Genomic DNA, 18021 nt, shown 5'->3' with positions numbered 1-18021 from the left:
TTCTCCTCCTATTTATAATATGAAAAGTTCTTTTCAACTCGCTTGGCAATGATGGTCACGATCCCAATGAGGATTAAATAAATAGCTCCCGCTAAAAACATGGGTGCTAGACTGGCATCACGATTGGCTGCCGTCCGACTAGCCAGGATCAAATCACTAATTCCCAGAGCATAGACCAAGGAGGTATCTTTAATCAAGGACATGACTTCATTGAAGACACTTGGAAGAACGATCTTCACCACCTGAGGCAAAATGATATAGCGAATTGTTTGCCATGAACTCAATTTTAAGACCTTGGCCGCCTCATACTGACCTGTCGGAATGGCGACAATTCCTCCACGGATGATTTCTGCAAAATAGGCTGCATAATTGAGAGTGAAGGCTATGATAGCTGCAGGCAACCGATCAATTCGAATCCCAATACTTGGAAGGACGTAATAAATAAAGATCAACTGAAGCAAAAGAGGGGTTCCTCGCATGATCCAGATATAAATTGTTAGGAGTCCATGCAGGATCTTTGAGCGCAATTGAAGCAAAAAGGAAACAACGATTCCTAGTGGAATCGATAAAATCAATACGAAAGCAAACACTTGCAAGGTGAGGCTTGCTCCCTTTAACAAACTTGGTAAAATTTCCAAAGCATACTGCATAGCATTCTCCTCCTAAAAAATTATTTAATGAACATCTTACCACAAAAATGGAAAAAAAAACTAGTTCATATTGATATTTATAAAAAAAAATAGCCTTTCGGCTATTCTTCTACTTTTATAAATCCAAATTTATTGAGGGGATAGAGACGCAGATTCACGACTCCTTCGATCTGATTTTTATGGATATACCCAAATTCCCGACTATCTTCTGTATCCCCACGGTTATCATTTAAAACCAAGTAAGTATCCGATGGTACGCGGCCAGCCTTGGTTCCCTTTAACTCTGATAAGAAGAAATCATCCGTATAATACCCATTACTCGTTGGAGCCGCCAAGTGTTTATTCAGTATTTTATTTAGGTAAGGTTCTGGTGTTGCCTGTCCATTCAAATAGAGGACGTCATCTACGTAGCTGACTTCGTCGTTTTCTTTGGCAATGACACGTCCAAGGTATTCTTTTCCACCGACCTTGTATAAGACCAAATCACTGCGATCTACCTGAGCATTTCTAGTCGCTACCACAAGATCTCCAGTTTTCACAGAAGCATTGGCCATTTTATCATTGATACTAAATGGATGAAATACAAAAATTCGAAGCAAAATCAGTGCCAAAACCAGTACACCAACAATGATGACATTTCTAATTAAATCTCTCCTTGGCATGTATGTCTCCCTTCCTTTTTATTTATTATACCATGTTTTTGATCTTTAAAAAAGAGAAAGTAAGCATTAGTGAGAATTCTTATCAACACACTACAGAAGAAAAAGAAAAACCTCGCGGCCGATCCTTTCGGACCAACCAGCAAGGCTTTAAGATCAAACTGTCTATTAACGTACTGTACGGATACGCATTGTGTTTGTACGAACTGCTTCACCAAGTGGTACACCTGCAACGATAACGATATCATCACCAGATTGTACAAGACCAGCTTCAACTGCTTTGCGTTCAGCAATTTCAAACATGTCATCAGTTGATGATGGAGCTTCTGTCAACATTGGGATAACACCCCAGTTCAACATCAATCCACGTTCTGTCAATTCGTCAAATGTCAATGCCAAGATATCAGCATTTGGACGGTATTTAGAAATCAAACGTGCTGTGTGACCAGTCTTAGTAAGAGTTACAACCAATTTGATGTCCATTGAGTTTGTAGCATCTTTAACAGCTGAAGCCATAACTTCTGTCTTAGAGTTACGTTCAAATGAATCTGAGTTCAAACGTCCATATTCTTTAAGAAGAGTTTGAGCGTTCTTGTCAATTGTAGCCATTGTTGTAACTGACTCAAGTGGGTATTTACCGTTTGCAGATTCACCTGAAAGCATTGTAGCATCAGTACCATCGATAACAGCGTTGAAAACGTCAGATACTTCAGAACGAGTTGCACGTGGTTTTTCAGTCATTGTTTCAAGCATGTTTGTTGCAGTGATAACAACTTTACCAGCAGCATTCACTTTAGTGATAATCATTTTTTGGTAAACTGGAACCATTTCAAATGGTACTTCGATACCCATGTCACCACGAGCAATCATAATACCGTCTGCAGCTTCAATGATTTCATCTAAATTATCGATACCTTGTTGGTTTTCGATCTTCGCAAACAATTGAACGTGACCGTTACCAGTTTCTTCACAAATTGCACGAACTTCATTTACGTCTTTTGCAGTACGTACGAATGAGATCGCGATGAAGTTGATACCTTGTTCCAAACCGAAGCGGATATCGTCGTTATCGCGTTCAGCAAGTGCTGGGAAAGGAATCTTAGTGTTAGGGATGTTCACACCTTTTTGTTTAGCAATGATACCGTCGTTTTCAACTTCAACAACAAATTCACGCTTTGCAGGGTCTTTTTCTACAACGCGAAGACCCAATTTACCATCATCAACCAATACTTGGTGTCCAACTTCAACGTCATCAAAGATGTCAAGCGCACCAGCAACGTTCAATGCGATAACGTCACGAGTTGATTTGATGCCTTGTTTTGTAGCAACGCGAATACGTTCACCAGTTTTGTATGAGTACTCTTTAGCTTCGCCTTCGAACAATTCAGTACGGATTTCTGGACCTTTAGTATCAAGAAGGAAACCAACTTTTTTACCAGCGATTTCTTCTGCACGTTTAACAGTCGCCATACGTTCACCTTGTTCTTGGTGGTCACCGTGTGAGAAGTTGAAACGGAAAGTGTTAGCGCCAGCTTCGATCAATTTAGCAATGTTTTGTGCTGAAGCTTCAACATCCAGTTTTTCAGCCCAGTATCCATCTTCACCAAATTTTTTACCACCACGGATTTCTACCGCAGGACCCAAAGTTGCAACGATTTTTACACGTTTGTTCATGATATATATGACTCCTTTTTAAATATATCTGTCTTTTTAAGACAAGGTTAACGAATTTATGAAATAAAATTAAATTGAAGACAAGCTACGGTTCAACTCGGCAAGACCAAGATCAGCTTTATGTGGATTGTTTACCACAATCTTACCATCTTCTGTCAAGCTAAAGAGGGCTCCTTCTTCTGCTTTACCAAGGATTGGGTTTTCCACCATTTTTTCATTACGGATACCAACGGCTACACCACCGATTCCTTGTTTCAACAATTTAACAGCGTGTGCTCCCATACGTGAAGCAAGAACACGGTCACGCGCAGTCGGTGAACCACCACGTTGGATGTGACCAAGCTCAGTCACACGAAGGTCACTTTCATCACCAGCTTCTTTCAACGCTTTACCAAATTCATCTGCAGACATCACGCCTTCAGCCAAGATAATGATGTTGTGGGTACGACCTTTTGCGTAACCTTCTTTGATGCTCTCAACAACTTCTTCGATCTTGAATCCTTCTTCAGGGATGATGATTTCATCTGCACCAGATGCAATCCCTGCCCAAAGAGCGATATCTCCAGCATTACGTCCCATAACTTCAATTACGAAAGTACGGTGGTGACTAGATGAAGTATCACGGATCTTATCGATCGCGTCCATTGCAGTTGTGACTGCCGTATCAAAACCAATTGTAAAGTCAGTTCCGACGATATCGTTGTCGATCGTACCAGGAAGACCCACAGCTGGGAATCCAAGCTCAGTCAAGCGCATCGCACCATGGTAAGAACCATCTCCACCAATAACGACAACACCTTCGATCCCGTGTTTCTTCAATTGCTCGATCCCTTTTAATTGACCTTCGCGTTGTGCGAATTCAGGGTAACGAGCTGAATGAAGGAAGGTACCACCACGGGAAATAATATCTCCAACAGATGAGGCGTCAAGGGGCTGAATTTTACCAGCAACCATTCCCGCATATCCATCATAGATACCGAAAACTTCCATTCCTTCTGAAATTGCTTGACGAACAACTGCACGGATGGCAGCATTCATACCAGGGGCATCTCCACCACTAGTTAAAACAGCAATACGTTTCATTTCGTTGTTTGCTCCTTTTTTTCTTTTACATTCTACGTAATTATAACACAAAGAAGACTAAAATTCTCGTATTTTTCGCAGTTTTTACCGATAAATCGTTTTCATAACGAGATTCTTTAATTCATCTTCCAATTCTTTGTTTTTCTGGACGGTATAGCCCTTCAATTGAAGAGTTTTTTTCTCGTCTTCATAGCGTAATATCACAGGATATGGGCCCGGATATTTTTTCAAGATAGAAAGAATCGTTTTATCCTGACGATGATCGAGCAACTGGATCCAGAATTTTTCATTGGTCGCTAGTTGTGCCTCTGCTAGAATCATCTGCAAGCGCCCATCACGCTCTTGTATCTTCCCTGTCAAGTAATAAAAGCCACCTTCTTTTATCAAGGAGGAAAATCGATTGTAGGTTTCAGGGAAAAGGGTCACATCCAATTTTTTCTTGGTATCACTGACTTGTAAGAAAGCCATGAGATCACCTGACTTGGTTCGAATGGTTCGAATGTTTTGTACCTCAATGAGAATGCGTGCCTGCTCTCCTTGAACTAATTGAGAAATTGGTTGGATCTCATAGGGACTCATTTGCCCAATCGCAACCAATGGGTGAGTACTGAGCCCGACGCCAATAATGGCCTCTTCCTTCTCATATTTTTCAGCCTGGCTAAAGTCCTCCGCTTCTGTCCAGGAATAGTTAGAATCCGCAAACAAACTGCCTAGCTCATCAGCAAAGACAAACAAATTCGGCAAATTGTGAAGCACCTTGCGCCTATTTTTTTCAAAAATATCAAACAATCCAAGCTCCACTAAAGGTGTTAACAGAGGTAATTTATGATACTGATTGGGGAGGCGTAAAATAAAATCTTCGACACTTTCAAAGGGACGATTATCAATGATCCAATACGCTAAATCTCTCGGGAGTCCCTTGATATTTTTCATGCCCAAGTAGATTTTTCGATCCTGGAACTTATCTCTGTAAGGGATGGTATTGATGGATAATGGTGCGACTTTAAAATCAAACTGGAGAGCATCTGTCAGATAATCGCTGCTCGAATAATTGAGCATGACATCAAAGAAAACATCTGGATAATGGACCTTGAAATAGGCCATCTGAAAGGCCAAGGCAGAATAGGCATAGGCATGGGAACGGTTAAACCCATAGCCTGCGAATTTTTCCATGATCGCAAAGACCTCTTTAGCTTTTTCTTCCGTATGCCCAAGTTTAAGAGCACCTGTGACAAAATCGTCTTCCATCTTGTGCATTTCAGTCGCATTTTTTTTGCCCATGGCCCGACGTAAGATATCGGCTTTCCCTAGGCTAAAGCCTGCAAAACGCTGGGCAACCTGCATGACCTGCTCTTGGTAGAGCATGATCCCATAAGTGGGCCGTAAGATTTCTTCAATAGCTGGATCCAGAATGTCAACTTTTTCTTGGCCGTGCTTTCTTTTAACAAAATTATCAATGTAATCACTAGCTCCTGGACGATTGAGAGAAGTGGTCGCTACCACTTCTTCGAAATGATTGGGTCTCACACGTCTCAAAAGGCGAATGGCTCCAGCCTGTTCAAATTGGAAAATCCCCTTGGTATCCCCAGCAGCAAATAAGGCCAAGGTTTCTGGATCTTCTAAATCAATGGCTTCAATCACGATCTCTTCTTGGTACTTTTCATAGACGGCTTCCTTCATTTTTTGAACAAAGGTTAAGTTTCGCAGACCCAAAAAGTCCATCTTCAATAGACCATTGGCTTCAACCGCATGAGCATCGTACTGGGTGACAAACATGTCTTCTCCATACTTGAGAGGAATGTGATCCGTCAAATCCTGATCACTCATCACAACACCCGCCGCATGGATCGAGGTCTGTCTAGGTTGGCCCTCAATTCTTTTGGCAATTTCAAAGCCACGTTCAAATTCTGCTCGGCTATGAATCACTTGTCGAAAAGCTAGATTCTGTTCATACGCGGTTGTCAACGTATCTCTAAACCCAATCCGCTTGGTAATGGAGGTTAATTCGTACTCTGGTACCCCAAAACGTTTAAAAACATCTCGAATGGCTTGTTTGGCCCCAAAGGTTGAAAAGGTCACGATCTGAGCCGCATGGTAACTCCCATAACGGTCTCTCACATAACGGATAAATTCTGGACGATAGATATCAGGAATATCAATATCAATATCCGGCATGGTATAGCGCTCCACATTTAAAAAGCGCTCAAACAGAAGGTTCTTCTCCACTGGATCAATCCCTGTAATCTCCAGGGCATAAGCTACCAGTGAGCCTACAGCAGACCCACGCCCCATTCCCATATAATATCCCTGACTTCGTCCGAAACGAAGAAGATCCCAGACAATCAAGAAATAATCATCAAAGCCCATTTGGTGAATAATGTCTAATTCATGCTCCAAACGTTCTTGATAGACCGGACTAGTCAAGTTCTTTCGAAGAAGACCCGCTTGAGCTAATTCTCTCAATTCCGCAACAGCTGGTTTCTGAGGATTGAAGCGAGGCAATTTCAACTGAGTATCAATGTCGTATCGAATTCCTTGGACAAGTTTTTCAAGATTTGTGAGGGCTTGAGGAAATCGCTCAGCAAAATCATTCTGTAACTCCTGAGGAGTTTTTAGGACAGTTCTAGGATCAATTTGTCCTGTTTCTGTCAAGCTTTGATTGTCCTTGATGGCCGCGAGCATCTGCATGGCTTCCATATCTTCCGCCTCAAAAAAACGCACAGTATGAAGCGGGAGCACAGGGTGACTAAACTCTTGGTCCGGCGTATCGGCAAAAACTCCGATGAAGTAATCTAGACCAAGCGGTATGTCTTCACTAGCAAAAGGCGCTGGGACAATGACCGCTACTCCTTCTGTGAGGTGCTTCACATCTTCCCAATTGTTTTTCCCCATCATTTTGACGGTCGACATCTTCATCAGATTCTGGTAGCCTTTCGTTGACAGGGCCATCATCCGAAACGGAATTGTTTCATTGTCTACTTTTAGTCCAATTTCTAAACCGACCAAGGGGCTGAGATTGTGGGCCTGACAGGCTTCGATAAATTCATAAGCACCATACAAATTATCTACATCCATGATTCCCAATGCGCCATACCCCATGCTTTTAGCCACTTGGACATAGTCTTTTATGGTCACAAGACTTTCCATAAAGGTATAGACTGATTTGGTATCTAGCTGTATAATCACTTTTTCTCCTTTCTGCATTGTCTATTTTGGTGCCTCCTTTGGTAACTCCTTTTTGTACAAAAAAACACCACTGCTACACAATGATGTCTCAACAACGGAAGACATGGGATTCGAACCCACGCACGCTTTTACACGCCTACCGCGTTTCCAACACGGCCTCTTAAGCCTCTTGAGTAATCTTCCATGAATAAAAATATGGAGCCGGTGGGAGTCGAACCCACGTCCAAACACCTGCCAGCATATTTGTCTACAACCATAGGTTATGTCTTAGTTTAACAGCTACATGACACATAACTCAAGCCCTGTACCTGCGAGTCTATCAATCTCTTATCTAACTCCTAGACCAAGCTAGATCGTATCTCGCTATAATTAAGACCTGTCATCAAACACGAGCGATTCGAATCGGGTCACGCATGCTGGTGTTTAGGCAGCTAAAGCGTAAGAATTATTATTTTTTGCAGTTATATTTAACTGGCGTTTTACATCCGCTAGATGAGTTGCAAAATATGCCTCATAATGCCTGTCGAATCCGTAACGACCCCAAAACGAATACAATTAGTATATCAAAATGTAGCCAAAAATGCAAAAGAAAAAAATTGAACAAGAAGGCTTCCACCGGGAAGCTCCTTGTTCAATTAACTGTTCTTATTGAAGATTCAACTTGTACTTGCTGATATAGTGAATCGTGAAGTACATAGAAACAATCTTGATGACTTCATAGATAAGACCTGGGATGAAGTTAGGTCCAAATTCATCAATATTTCCATAAACCAATGCAGACCCAACAGCATATGAATCTTTTAATGGATTGACTGCTGTACCGATGATACTTAAAACAAGGCACAAGAGAAAGAAAAACAGAATAGCCTTCAATCCACGACGATTTTGGAAGAGTTGGCCAAGTGCGATCGATACATAAAATAGGAAGATCCCTGAAGCTGTGGTAAAAATCCACCAAACGATAATCCAATAAGCAATTGAATGACTAAAAGCCTCAGCGATAATACTAAATACAGGAGAGAGGTCTTGTCCAATGACAGCGCCCATCACAAGTATTGTGATAAAACCACTCAAAAATAGAAGGAATAGGCAGTAAAGACTCGCTACTAAAGCTCCCACAAATTTAGATAAAATGATCGCATGCGGGCTAGCTGGAAGGGTCCAGGTCAAGTAACCTTCGCGTCCGTATAAGTTGGAATAGAAACGACGGATAATAATATAGTAGTTACTAAGATAAAGACCAATGACTCCTCCAAAAATGAGAATCCCAAGAGTCCCCGTTATGATTTGCATACTATTGGTTTCCATATTCACAAAACCGTTTGTAGCACTTCCACCAATAACACCTGTAATCACTGACAAACCTAGTGCGATCAGGGTGATCAATAAATACCACTTAGCTGTCGATTTAAATTCATATTTTAATAATTTACCAAACATGGGTTCCTCCTAATAAACACGGAATTGATCACGGAAGATCTCATCGATTGATTTTCCGTGTTGATTGCGCATAACAGTCGTATTTTCATGCAAGAGGATTCTTCCTTGGTTGATGAAAATGGCCTCATCCAAAACTTGCTCAATATCCGCAATCAAGTGAGTAGAAATCAAGACAGAAGAGTTTGGACGTCTGTTTTGAATAATGGTCCGCAAAATATAATCACGCGCTGCTGGGTCAACCCCACCGATTGGTTCATCAAGAACATACAAGTCAGCTTCACGGCTCATCACCAAAATCAATTGCACTTTTTCCTTGTTCCCTTTTGAAAGGCTGTTCAATTTTTGATTTGGCTGCAAATGCAAATCGTTGAGCAATTGGTAAGCTCGTTGGACATTAAAATCTGCATAAAAATCTTGGAAATAGTTAATAGCATCAATAATTTTCATATTTTCATTCAGATAAGTTGTATCTGGCAAATAGGAAACCACTTTTTTAGAAGCTGGGGATGGTAATTGCCCATGAATATAGATATTTCCAAGGCTTGGTTGCAACAAACCATTAATCAATTTAATGATGGTTGTTTTCCCACTACCATTGGGACCCAAAAGGCCAATAATACGGCCAGGTTGGATGTTCAAACTAACATCCATGAGAGCAACTTCATGCCCATAATTCTTTGTCACATGGTCCAAGTAGACCAAAGGATACTGATTCATGTAAATCTCCTTTATTTTCTATTTATGCTATTATACCCTGTCCCCTTGATGATTGCAACTTTATCTGAAAATTTGCTAAGAATTTGTAAATACTTGTTCAAAAAAATAGGGATAAATAAATCAGAGGTTAGGGAAACCCCAACCTCTGATTTATTTTGATGCATAGAATGTTTAACTAATTCCAAGTGCGATCCGTGCATAACGGCTCATCTTTTCAACCGTCCAAGCAGGGTACCAGACCAACTTCACATCCACAGATGTCACTTCTTCTACTTCTGCTAAAACATCATGAATCTGATCTGTCAGAAGGTCCGCTAATGGACATCCCATGGTCGTTAGAGTCATATCAATGATGGTTGCTCCAGTTTCACCGTCAAAATGGATCTCGTAGACAAGACCTAAATTGACAATATCAATCCCAAGCTCAGGATCGATTACCTCTTCCAAAGCATTTAAAATTTTATTTTTAATTTCTTCAATTTGCTCAGTTGTATATGCCATATGACTTCCTTTTTCTGCTATTTACTCTCGATAGAATTTCTTGGCTCGGGTTAAAAATGTCCACTGGACATTTTTAATCCTCTATAAAGTCACGCAATGGTTTGCTTCTGCTTGGGTGGCGGAGTTTGCGGAGGGCTTTGGCTTCGATCTGACGGATCCGTTCACGGGTCACATTGAAGACTTTCCCCACATCTTCCAAGGTCCGCATTTTTCCATCATCCAGACCAAAACGAAGACGCAAAACATTTTCTTCCCGGTCTGTCAGGGTATCGAGGACTTCATCCAATTGTTCACGTAGAACCACACGAGTGGTGTAGTCTACTGGATTTTCAATCACTTCGTCTTCGATGAAATCTCCCAAATGGCTATCGTCTTCTTCTCCGATTGGAGTTTCAAGAGAAACAGGCTCTTGAGCAATCTTCAAGATTTCACGCACCTTGTCTGGTGTCATATCCATACGTTCAGCGATTTGTTCAGGTGTTGGATCTTGTCCCAATTCTTGCAAGAGATTGCGTTGCTCACGAACCAACTTGTTAATGGTTTCCACCATGTGAACAGGAATCCGAATGGTACGCGCTTGGTCTGCAATGGCACGAGTGATGGCCTGACGGATCCACCAAGTAGCATAAGTAGAGAACTTGAACCCTTTGGTATAGTCAAACTTATCAACCGCCTTCATCAAGCCCATGTTTCCTTCTTGGATCAAATCCAAAAATTGCATCCCACGACCAACGTAACGTTTCGCAATGGATACAACCAAACGAAGGTTGGCTTCTGCTAGACGTTGCTTAGCTTCCAAGTCACCTTGTTCCACCAAGATAGCCAATTCTTGTTCTTCTTCATTGGTCAAAAGAGGAACAACCCCAATTTCTTTCAAGTACATCCGTACCGGGTCATTGACCTTAGCAGAGTTGCTTCCAAGCAATTCCTCATCTGACAACTCTGGCTCTTCCTCATTGTTCAACACACGCGCACTTGGGTTGCCGTCTTTATCAGTGATCGAAATCCCTGCATCTTGAATGCGTTGCAAAAGATCTTCAATCCCATCTGCATCTAGCGTGAATGGAATAACCAATTGGTCATTAATTTCATCATCTGTTGCAGTTCCGCTTTTCTTGTGGCTACGAATAAATTCTGCAATTTGAACGTCCAATGTTGTAATATCTTTTTGTTCTTTAGCCATTCTTACTCCATTCTTCTTTTTTGAGCGATTAAACGCTCGAGTTCCAATAAAGCCTTTTCCGCATCCCCTATTGAGGAAGCTTCCTTCACTTTATTTCCAATTTGTTGACTTTCTTTGCGAAGAAGCTCACGATTCCGTGTCGCTTCTACTTCTTCTAACTCACCATCTGCTATCTCATCTGGTAAATCTTCTTCTAACATGCGGTACCAGGCGTGCTGGACCCCTTCAGGCTGCTCGGATAGATCCTGAGAGGTGACTTCTCCATTTTGACAGAGCAATTGATACAAGATCTGTAACTCCGGCGTGTCGAAGGTAAAATCAGGTCGCAAACGGTAATCATTGAGGACCATTGGAAAATCCTTCATCCTACTTAATAAATGATTTTCCGCCTTGATCAAGCGCGTCATCCCACGATTCGGCAGGAGCTCCACTGAAAAATTCGACGTTTTTGATCGTCCACCTTCTTGCGCTTCTTGCCGTTGATGCAAGCGACTATTATTGACAATCTGCTCAATCTGCAAGTAATCAAAGTCCGGCAATAAATCGGCCAACTTATAAATATAGGTGTTTTGCGCTGTAATAGAACGCGTCTGAGCGATCATCGGTGCCAACTTTTCGACAAACTCAATTTGCGCTTGCAAGTTCTCAATATACTGGGGTTTCCAGTAGTGCATCAAGAATTCAACCTTACTGATCCGAGAATTCTTCAAGAGGGTAGCTAGATCTTCTGGGGACGTCTTTTTGAGGTACTCATCAGGGTCCATCTGATCTGGGATACGGACGATCTCCAACTCCAGATCCTGCAAGACATCCAAGGCCTTAGCTGTTGCTTCAAGCCCTGCCTTATCTCCATCATAGGTCAAGATGACCTTTTTAGTAAAATGAGACAGGTGCTGGACATGCTCTGGTGTCAAGGCTGTCCCCATAGAGGCGACTGCATTTTCTATCCCAGCTCGATAAGCTGCAATGACATCCATAAAGCCTTCCATGATATACATTTCATGTTTCTTTTTGGCGCTCGTTTTGGCTTGATCCAAATGATAGAGTTCATAACTTTTATTAAATAGACGGGTACTACGACTATTCTTGTACTTGGCTTGATGACTACCATCCTCCGTCATTTTCCACAGCCTACCAGAAAAGGCAATGACCCGTCCACTATCATCCGTCAGGGGAAACATGATCCGATCCTGAAAGGCATCAAAAACCGTTCCAGCATCTGAGATTGTAAACAAACCTGAATCGGTAATGACTTTCTCAGAGAATTTCTCAGAGAGATTTCGATAGAGATAATTTCCTTCTGCAGGTGCTAAGCCCAATTGAAAATGTCGGATCACCTCATCCGTCAGACCCCGTTCATGCAGATAGTTTCGCGCTTCTTCCCCCATCTTGGTCGTCATCAAAATCGCCTGATAAAACTTACTAGCTTCCTGATGAATCTCATAAAGTTCTTGGTTTGGATTGACAGACGCTGGTTGGGCCGGCCTTGCCTGGTACTGAAGCGCAATGCCAGCCTTGTCTGCTACGATCTGGACCGCATCCATAAAGGCGACTCCACGGTAGTCTTCAATAAACTTAAAAACATCTCCAGAGCGACCACATCCGAAACAATGGTAAAACTGCTTGTCTTCAACGACATTAAAGGAAGGAGTCTTTTCACCATGAAAAGGACATAGGCCTAAAAAGTTACGGCCAGCCTTGGTCAAGGAAACAACTTCTCCAATGACTTCAACAATGTTTACACTGTTTTTAATTTCTGCAATGAGCTCTTTATCAACCATAAACAGTGCCTCCATTTTACCATAGATTATCACTTTATATTTTATACTAAAAGTTAGTAAAAGTAAATTTTTTCCTACCTATTTCACACAGAAAAGAAAAGATTTTCAACCTTTATCACTAATTTAAAAAAATTAGGCATATTTCTTGTCAGTCAAATTTTTTTCCGTTATACTAACTTAGTATAAAATTATTATGAAAGGACATATAAACGTTATGTTGAAAGAATTAAAAGCCTTCCTCCTTCGTGGAAACGTTGTTGATCTTGCTGTCGCAGTTATCATTGGAGCTGCTTTTGGAGCTATCGTAACATCACTCGTTAACGATATCATTACACCACTTATTTTGAACCCTGCTTTGAAAGCTGCTCGTGTTCAAAATATTGCACAATTGTCATGGAACGGTGTTGCATACGGTAGCTTCTTGAGCGCTGTGATCAACTTCCTTGTTATCGGTACAGTACTTTTCTTCGTTGTTAAAGCTGCTGAAAAAGCTCAAAACTTTGGAAAAAAAGAAGAAGCTGTCGAAGAAGAAGCTCCTGCTCCAACTCAAGAAGAGTTGCTTGCAGAAATCCGCGACTTGCTTGCTAACAAATAATCATTAAAAGATCCGATCTTCTAAGTAGAAGGTCGGCTTTTTTGTCTTTCTTGTTTAAGAGAAACAAAAAACAGACCGAAGTCTGTTCCTGTATTCAATTAGAATTTTTTACGTTTACGAGCTGCTTCTGATTTACGTTTACGTTTTACAGAAGGTTTTTCATAGAATTCACGTTTGCGTGTTTCTTGAAGAGTACCAGCTTTAGTAACCGCACGTTTGAAACGACGAAGAGCATCGTCAAGAGATTCATTCTTACGTACTACTGTTTTTGACATATTTTTCACTCCCTTCAAGCCTAAAATCTTAATTATTTTATCATACTTGAAAGATCCTGTCAAGATATTTTGAAATTTTTCTAGTCTTCTTAACCTTCATTCCATTTCCTTTTTTCCGACTTTTTCATTCCTCCTATTTTATGATACAATGGAAACAAAGAAAACCCTGAAGGAGATACCATGTCAGAAATTTATGATATTACGATTGTTGGGGGCGGACCAGTTGGTCTGTTTGCTGCTTTTTATGGCAATATGCGCCAAGTTAAAGTCAAACTGATTGATTCCTTACCTCAACTTGGAGGGCAACCAGCCATTCTCTATCCAGAAAAAAATATCCTCGATGTACCTGGATTTACTAATTTAACTGGTGAAGAATTGAGCAATCGCTTGATCGAGCAAGTCAAACGATTTGATACACCAATCTTCCTCAATGAAACTGTAGAAAAAATTCAAAAAGAAGGTGACCTCTTCACTATCACTACTTCTCGCCAAGTACATCAGTCTAAAGCAGTCATCATTGCTATGGGTGGCGGTTCCTTTAAACCACGTGCCCTTGACATTGAGGGAGCTGAAGACTTTGATAACGTCCACTACCATGTTTCAAACATCCAGCAATATGAAGGACAGCAGGTGACCGTCCTTGGTGGTGGGGACTCTGCTGTGGACTGGGCTCTTGCTTTTGACAAGATTGCTTCAACTACAATCATTCACCGTCGGGACAACTTCCGCGCCTTGGAACATAGTGTAGAAGAACTCAAACAATCTTCTGTCAACATCAAAACACCATTTGTTCCTAGTCGCTTGATTGGAGAAAATGGTCATGCCACACACCTTGAAATCACAAAAGTTAAATCCGATAAAACTGAACTCCTCCCGATTGATCACTTATTTGTCAACTATGGCTTTAAATCTTCAATCGGAAACTTGAAAGAATGGGGTGTAGAATTGCAACGCCATAAAATCAAGGTGAACCAAAAACAAGAAACCAGCCTTCCTGGAATTTATGCCTGTGGAGACTGCTGCTTCTACGAAGGAAAGATTGATCTCATCGCTACAGGTCTGGGGGAAGCTCCAACAGCCGTAAACAATGCCATCAACTATATCTATCCAGATAAGAAAGTCCAACCAACGCATTCAACCAGTTTATAATAAAAAAGGCCTTTGGCCTTTTTTAAATTGAAGTCAAACTATTTTAAGTTAATCGATTCTGCAAAGAAGTAAAAATGAGTTCCTATTTTTAGTATGAATCAAGAAAATACAAAAACTTTCCGCTGTGAGAAAAGTGCCTGAAACATTACGTTTCAGGCACTCGGGAGTTTTGAGACATTAGGCTCAAAACTAAGTCATGGAACTTCTATGAAGTTCGCTGACGTCCGTACTCACCTAAGGAAAGTTTTTAAAAAGACTTTATCCTCATTATGAAAGGCCTTTGGCCTTTTTTATTTGTCTAAATCGTCTGCGATCTTATTGATCTTACGCAAGCGGTGATTGACACCGCTTTTTGAAATAGGTTTTTGCAAACTATCAGCGATCTGCTGGATGGAATAATCTGGATGGTTCATCCGGATATAGGCAACTTCTTGCAGGTCACTTGGTAAGCTTCCTAGACCGACCGTATCCACAATTTTACTAATATTATTAATGGTTTTCATGCTAGCTGTGACTGTCCGCTGAATGTTGGCCATCTCGGCATTATTGGCCCGATTGAGGTCATTGCGCGTCTCTCTCATGACCTTGATAGACTCAAATTCCTGCATGGCTTGCATGGCCTCTACTACAATGAGAAAATCAATAATATCTTCCGCTCGTTGCAGATAGGTCACCACTCCTTTTTTCCGCTCGATGGTTTTTGCATCTAGTAAAAATCCTTGCATGAGAAGGGCAATTCCTTCCGCGTGGTCTGTATAAACAGAATGAATTTCCAGCTGGTACTTCCCTTTTTCAGGATCCTTGATGGAACCACTCGACAGAAATGCCCCCCGAAGATAAGCACGACTAGCTGCTTCATCTTCTAAAACACTAGCATCAATACCTGTCTCAATCCCAAAGAAGGCATCTGCCAAATGTAAGTCAGCCAGAATCTCTTCCACCTTTTCATCCAAGAATACTGTATAGACACGATTTTTTTTCAAATTGGTTTTTTGGTGGTGGCGAATATCCGATTTGGCCTCATAGAAATGATGCAACAATTCATAGATATGGCGGGCAATCTTGGCATTTTCTGTCGTCACCGAGAGCGTCAAGCCCCCCATTGAAATCCCAAGACTTCCAGACATCTTGATAATGGCAGCCAATTCACTCTTTTCAAATCGCTTGAGAGACAATAATTCTTCTTTTACACGAACCGTAAAACTCATTTTCTCACCTGCACGATCTGCATCAGCTCTTCGACCACTTTTTCGCCATCATGAAAGGCTCCTCCATTGACCAACTTCAAGAAATCAGAAGAAATCACTTGGGGAACTTGCGAGTGCAGCCCCTTGAAATCGTGCTCTACCTGCACCAAGTATTCATCAAATTTGTTACTGTTCATGTAAGCTGCGGGAACCTGATTGATATTGACAAGGACGGTATCGATGAACTTCTCTCCCAAATGTTTATGGAGAACGGCAACGTGGTCACTGTCTGTGAAATGCTCGGTTTCTCCTCTTTGGGTCATGATGTTACAAACATAGGCTACCTGAGCCTTGGTTTCAAGGATGGCTTTCCCAATTTCATCGATCATCAAATTTGGAAGGATCGAGGTAAAGAGCGAACCAGGACCTAAGACGACCATATCACTTTCAAGAATAGCTTCCACCACTTTCTTACTAGCCTTTGGCCGCTCTTGATCGAAGGTATTGGTCACATAGACATGATCAATCATGCCGGTGTAGTTGGCAATGTGGCTTTCTCCTACCACTTCTTTTCCATCTTGAAAGACGGCATGAAGGGTCAAGGGACTATCACTGGAAGGATAGATCTTTCCGGTCGTATGAAAGAATTTGGTTAACAACTGCATGGCATTATAGGTCGAGCCTTGCATCTCCGAAATCCCTGCAATGATCAAGTTTCCCAAAGGGTGTCCAGCCAAAGGTCCATCATCGTCTGCAAAGCGGTATTGAAAGACCTTCTCATAAAAACGAGGCATATCTGACATGGCAACCAGCACATTTCGAAGATCCCCAGGTGGTGTCAATTTTTGGATGTTCTTCCGCAATTCACCTGAACTCCCACCATCATCTGCAACTGTAACAATGGCAGTGATATCGACCGGTTTCTTTCTCAGACTATCGAGAATAACAGAAATCCCTGTTCCTCCTCCAATAACGGTTACTTTAGGTTTTCTCATGAGCGATTCACCGTTTCTTTCCGTCTGTCCTTGTCTCTATGACTGCAATTGACCTGCCAATTTTTTTCTAAATCATGCGCTAAGCGCTCTGCAAAGGCTACTGAACGGTGTTGCCCACCGGTACAGCCCATAGCGATGGTGAGAACGGATTTACCCTCCCGTTTATAGGACGGTAAAATAGGAGCGATCAAGTCATGAAGATGACTGTAAAACTCCTCTGATTCAGGGTGATCCATGACATAATCATAGACTGCTGGATCTTGACCGGTTAAATTCCGAAGTTCCAATTTGTAGTAGGGATTTGGAAGGAAACGCACGTCAAAGACAAGGTCAGCATCGATCGGAAGGCCATATTTAAACCCAAATGACATGACCTCAACCCGAAAATCTGGCTGATTGTCTTGACTGGCAAATTGTTCTGCAATGGTTTTTCTCAGATTACGAGGTGTCAACTCAGTCGTATCCACTACATTTTGACTGATATTTTTTAAAGGGGACAAGAGTTCGCGCTCTAGGGTAATCCCATCTAAGACACGGCCATCTGCCGCTAATGGATGGCTACGACGGGTTTCCTTGTATCGTGCTACCAACTCACTATCAGTGGCATCCAAGAACAAGACCTTGAAATCGAGGTCTTCTTGATTGTCCAATTCATCCAAAATGGTGCGAATTTCATTGAAAAAAGAACGGCTCCGCATGTCCACAACAACGGCTAATTTATTGTTATCGGGACTGTGGCGCATGAGCTCAATAAATTTCAGCAAGAGCGCCGGTGGCATATTATCGATGGTAAAGTAACCCAAATCCTCAAACGATTGGATGGCGACGGTCTTTCCAGCACCGCTCATCCCTGTTACCATGACCAGTTGAATCTTACTTTCTGTCATTTTCTCCTCCCATAAATAAAACAGAGTGGCCTACAGTTTCCTGCTCTCCACTCTGTCTT

16 protein-coding genes, 1 tRNA gene and 1 other RNA gene are annotated in these 18021 nt (G+C 41.6%); 2 read left to right on the top strand and 16 right to left on the bottom strand.

The window, feature by feature from the left end:
• Positions 1-8: 8 nt before the first annotated feature.
• The 12 genes from PCY07_RS03870 to dnaG all read right to left on the bottom strand — a co-directional run bounded on the left by PCY07_RS03870 (position 9) and on the right by dnaG (position 12874).
• A complete protein-coding gene (locus PCY07_RS03870) occupies positions 9-650 on the bottom strand; it encodes an amino acid ABC transporter permease (protein WP_301355333.1) in 642 nt (213 codons plus the stop codon).
• Positions 651-751: 101 nt separating this feature from the next.
• A complete protein-coding gene (gene lepB, locus PCY07_RS03865) occupies positions 752-1312 on the bottom strand; it encodes a signal peptidase I (protein ID WP_301355332.1) in 561 nt (186 codons plus the stop codon).
• 165 nt (positions 1313-1477) lie between these two features.
• Positions 1478-2983, bottom strand: a complete 1506-nt coding sequence (gene pyk, locus PCY07_RS03860; protein ID WP_301355331.1) for a pyruvate kinase — start codon at positions 2981-2983, stop codon at positions 1478-1480.
• A gap of 69 nt (positions 2984-3052) precedes the next feature.
• Entirely contained in the window at positions 3053-4066 is a 1014-nt protein-coding gene (pfkA, locus tag PCY07_RS03855; RefSeq protein WP_049486313.1) for a 6-phosphofructokinase, read from the bottom strand.
• An 84-nt stretch (positions 4067-4150) separates the two neighbouring features.
• Positions 4151-7252: a DNA polymerase III subunit alpha gene (locus PCY07_RS03850; protein ID WP_301355403.1), complete on the bottom strand. Its 3102-nt coding sequence runs from the start codon at positions 7250-7252 to the stop codon at positions 4151-4153.
• A 95-nt stretch (positions 7253-7347) separates the two neighbouring features.
• Positions 7348-7435 (bottom strand) — tRNA-Ser (locus PCY07_RS03845).
• A 10-nt stretch (positions 7436-7445) separates the two neighbouring features.
• Positions 7446-7794, bottom strand: a transfer-messenger RNA (tmRNA) gene (ssrA, locus tag PCY07_RS03840).
• A 103-nt stretch (positions 7795-7897) separates the two neighbouring features.
• On the bottom strand, positions 7898-8692 hold the full coding sequence (locus PCY07_RS03835; RefSeq protein ID WP_049506670.1) for a hypothetical protein: 795 nt from the start codon (positions 8690-8692) through the stop codon (positions 7898-7900).
• 9 nt (positions 8693-8701) lie between these two features.
• Positions 8702-9409, bottom strand: a complete 708-nt coding sequence (locus PCY07_RS03830; RefSeq protein WP_024054676.1) for an ABC transporter ATP-binding protein — start codon at positions 9407-9409, stop codon at positions 8702-8704.
• 171 nt (positions 9410-9580) lie between these two features.
• Complete coding sequence (locus PCY07_RS03825) at positions 9581-9910, bottom strand: metal-sulfur cluster assembly factor (protein WP_004220168.1); 330 nt, start codon at positions 9908-9910, stop codon at positions 9581-9583.
• Between the two features lie 73 nt (positions 9911-9983).
• Positions 9984-11093: an RNA polymerase sigma factor RpoD gene (gene rpoD, locus PCY07_RS03820; protein WP_003003251.1), complete on the bottom strand. Its 1110-nt coding sequence runs from the start codon at positions 11091-11093 to the stop codon at positions 9984-9986.
• A gap of 2 nt (positions 11094-11095) precedes the next feature.
• On the bottom strand, positions 11096-12874 hold the full coding sequence (gene dnaG / locus PCY07_RS03815) for a DNA primase (RefSeq protein ID WP_049506669.1): 1779 nt from the start codon (positions 12872-12874) through the stop codon (positions 11096-11098).
• A 214-nt stretch (positions 12875-13088) separates the two neighbouring features.
• On the opposite strand from dnaG, the gene mscL reads away from it, so the two are divergent.
• Entirely contained in the window at positions 13089-13469 is a 381-nt protein-coding gene (gene mscL / locus PCY07_RS03810) for a large conductance mechanosensitive channel protein MscL (protein WP_041826269.1), read from the top strand.
• Positions 13470-13567: 98 nt separating this feature from the next.
• Here the strand turns inward: mscL and rpsU are convergent, their stop codons facing one another.
• On the bottom strand, positions 13568-13744 hold the full coding sequence (gene rpsU / locus PCY07_RS03805) for a 30S ribosomal protein S21 (RefSeq protein ID WP_000048054.1): 177 nt from the start codon (positions 13742-13744) through the stop codon (positions 13568-13570).
• A 180-nt stretch (positions 13745-13924) separates the two neighbouring features.
• Here rpsU and PCY07_RS03800 point away from each other — a divergent pair, with 180 nt between their 5' ends.
• Positions 13925-14893 carry an NAD(P)/FAD-dependent oxidoreductase gene (locus PCY07_RS03800; protein WP_301355327.1) on the top strand — a complete coding sequence of 323 codons (969 nt, stop codon included), beginning with the start codon at positions 13925-13927 and terminating at the stop codon, positions 14891-14893.
• Between the two features lie 290 nt (positions 14894-15183).
• Here PCY07_RS03800 and whiA read toward each other — a convergent pair whose 3' ends face one another.
• The 3 genes from whiA to rapZ are packed head-to-tail and all read right to left on the bottom strand — an operon-like array spanning position 15184 to position 17962.
• Entirely contained in the window at positions 15184-16101 is a 918-nt protein-coding gene (gene whiA / locus PCY07_RS03795) for a DNA-binding protein WhiA (RefSeq protein WP_049518483.1), read from the bottom strand.
• Positions 16098-17075, bottom strand: a complete 978-nt coding sequence (locus PCY07_RS03790; RefSeq protein WP_003017791.1) for a YvcK family protein — start codon at positions 17073-17075, stop codon at positions 16098-16100. Before PCY07_RS03790 ends, whiA begins: the two co-directional genes overlap by 4 nt.
• Complete coding sequence (gene rapZ / locus PCY07_RS03785; protein WP_003017793.1) at positions 17072-17962, bottom strand: RNase adapter RapZ; 891 nt, start codon at positions 17960-17962, stop codon at positions 17072-17074. The genes PCY07_RS03790 and rapZ overlap by 4 nt, the downstream gene beginning before the upstream one ends.
• Positions 17963-18021 lie beyond the last annotated feature (59 nt).

Source organism: Streptococcus sp. SP1 (genome assembly GCF_030440005.1).
Lineage (GTDB): Bacteria > Bacillota > Bacilli > Lactobacillales > Streptococcaceae > Streptococcus > Streptococcus parasanguinis.
This window is presented reverse-complemented; position numbering and strand designations above follow the sequence as displayed.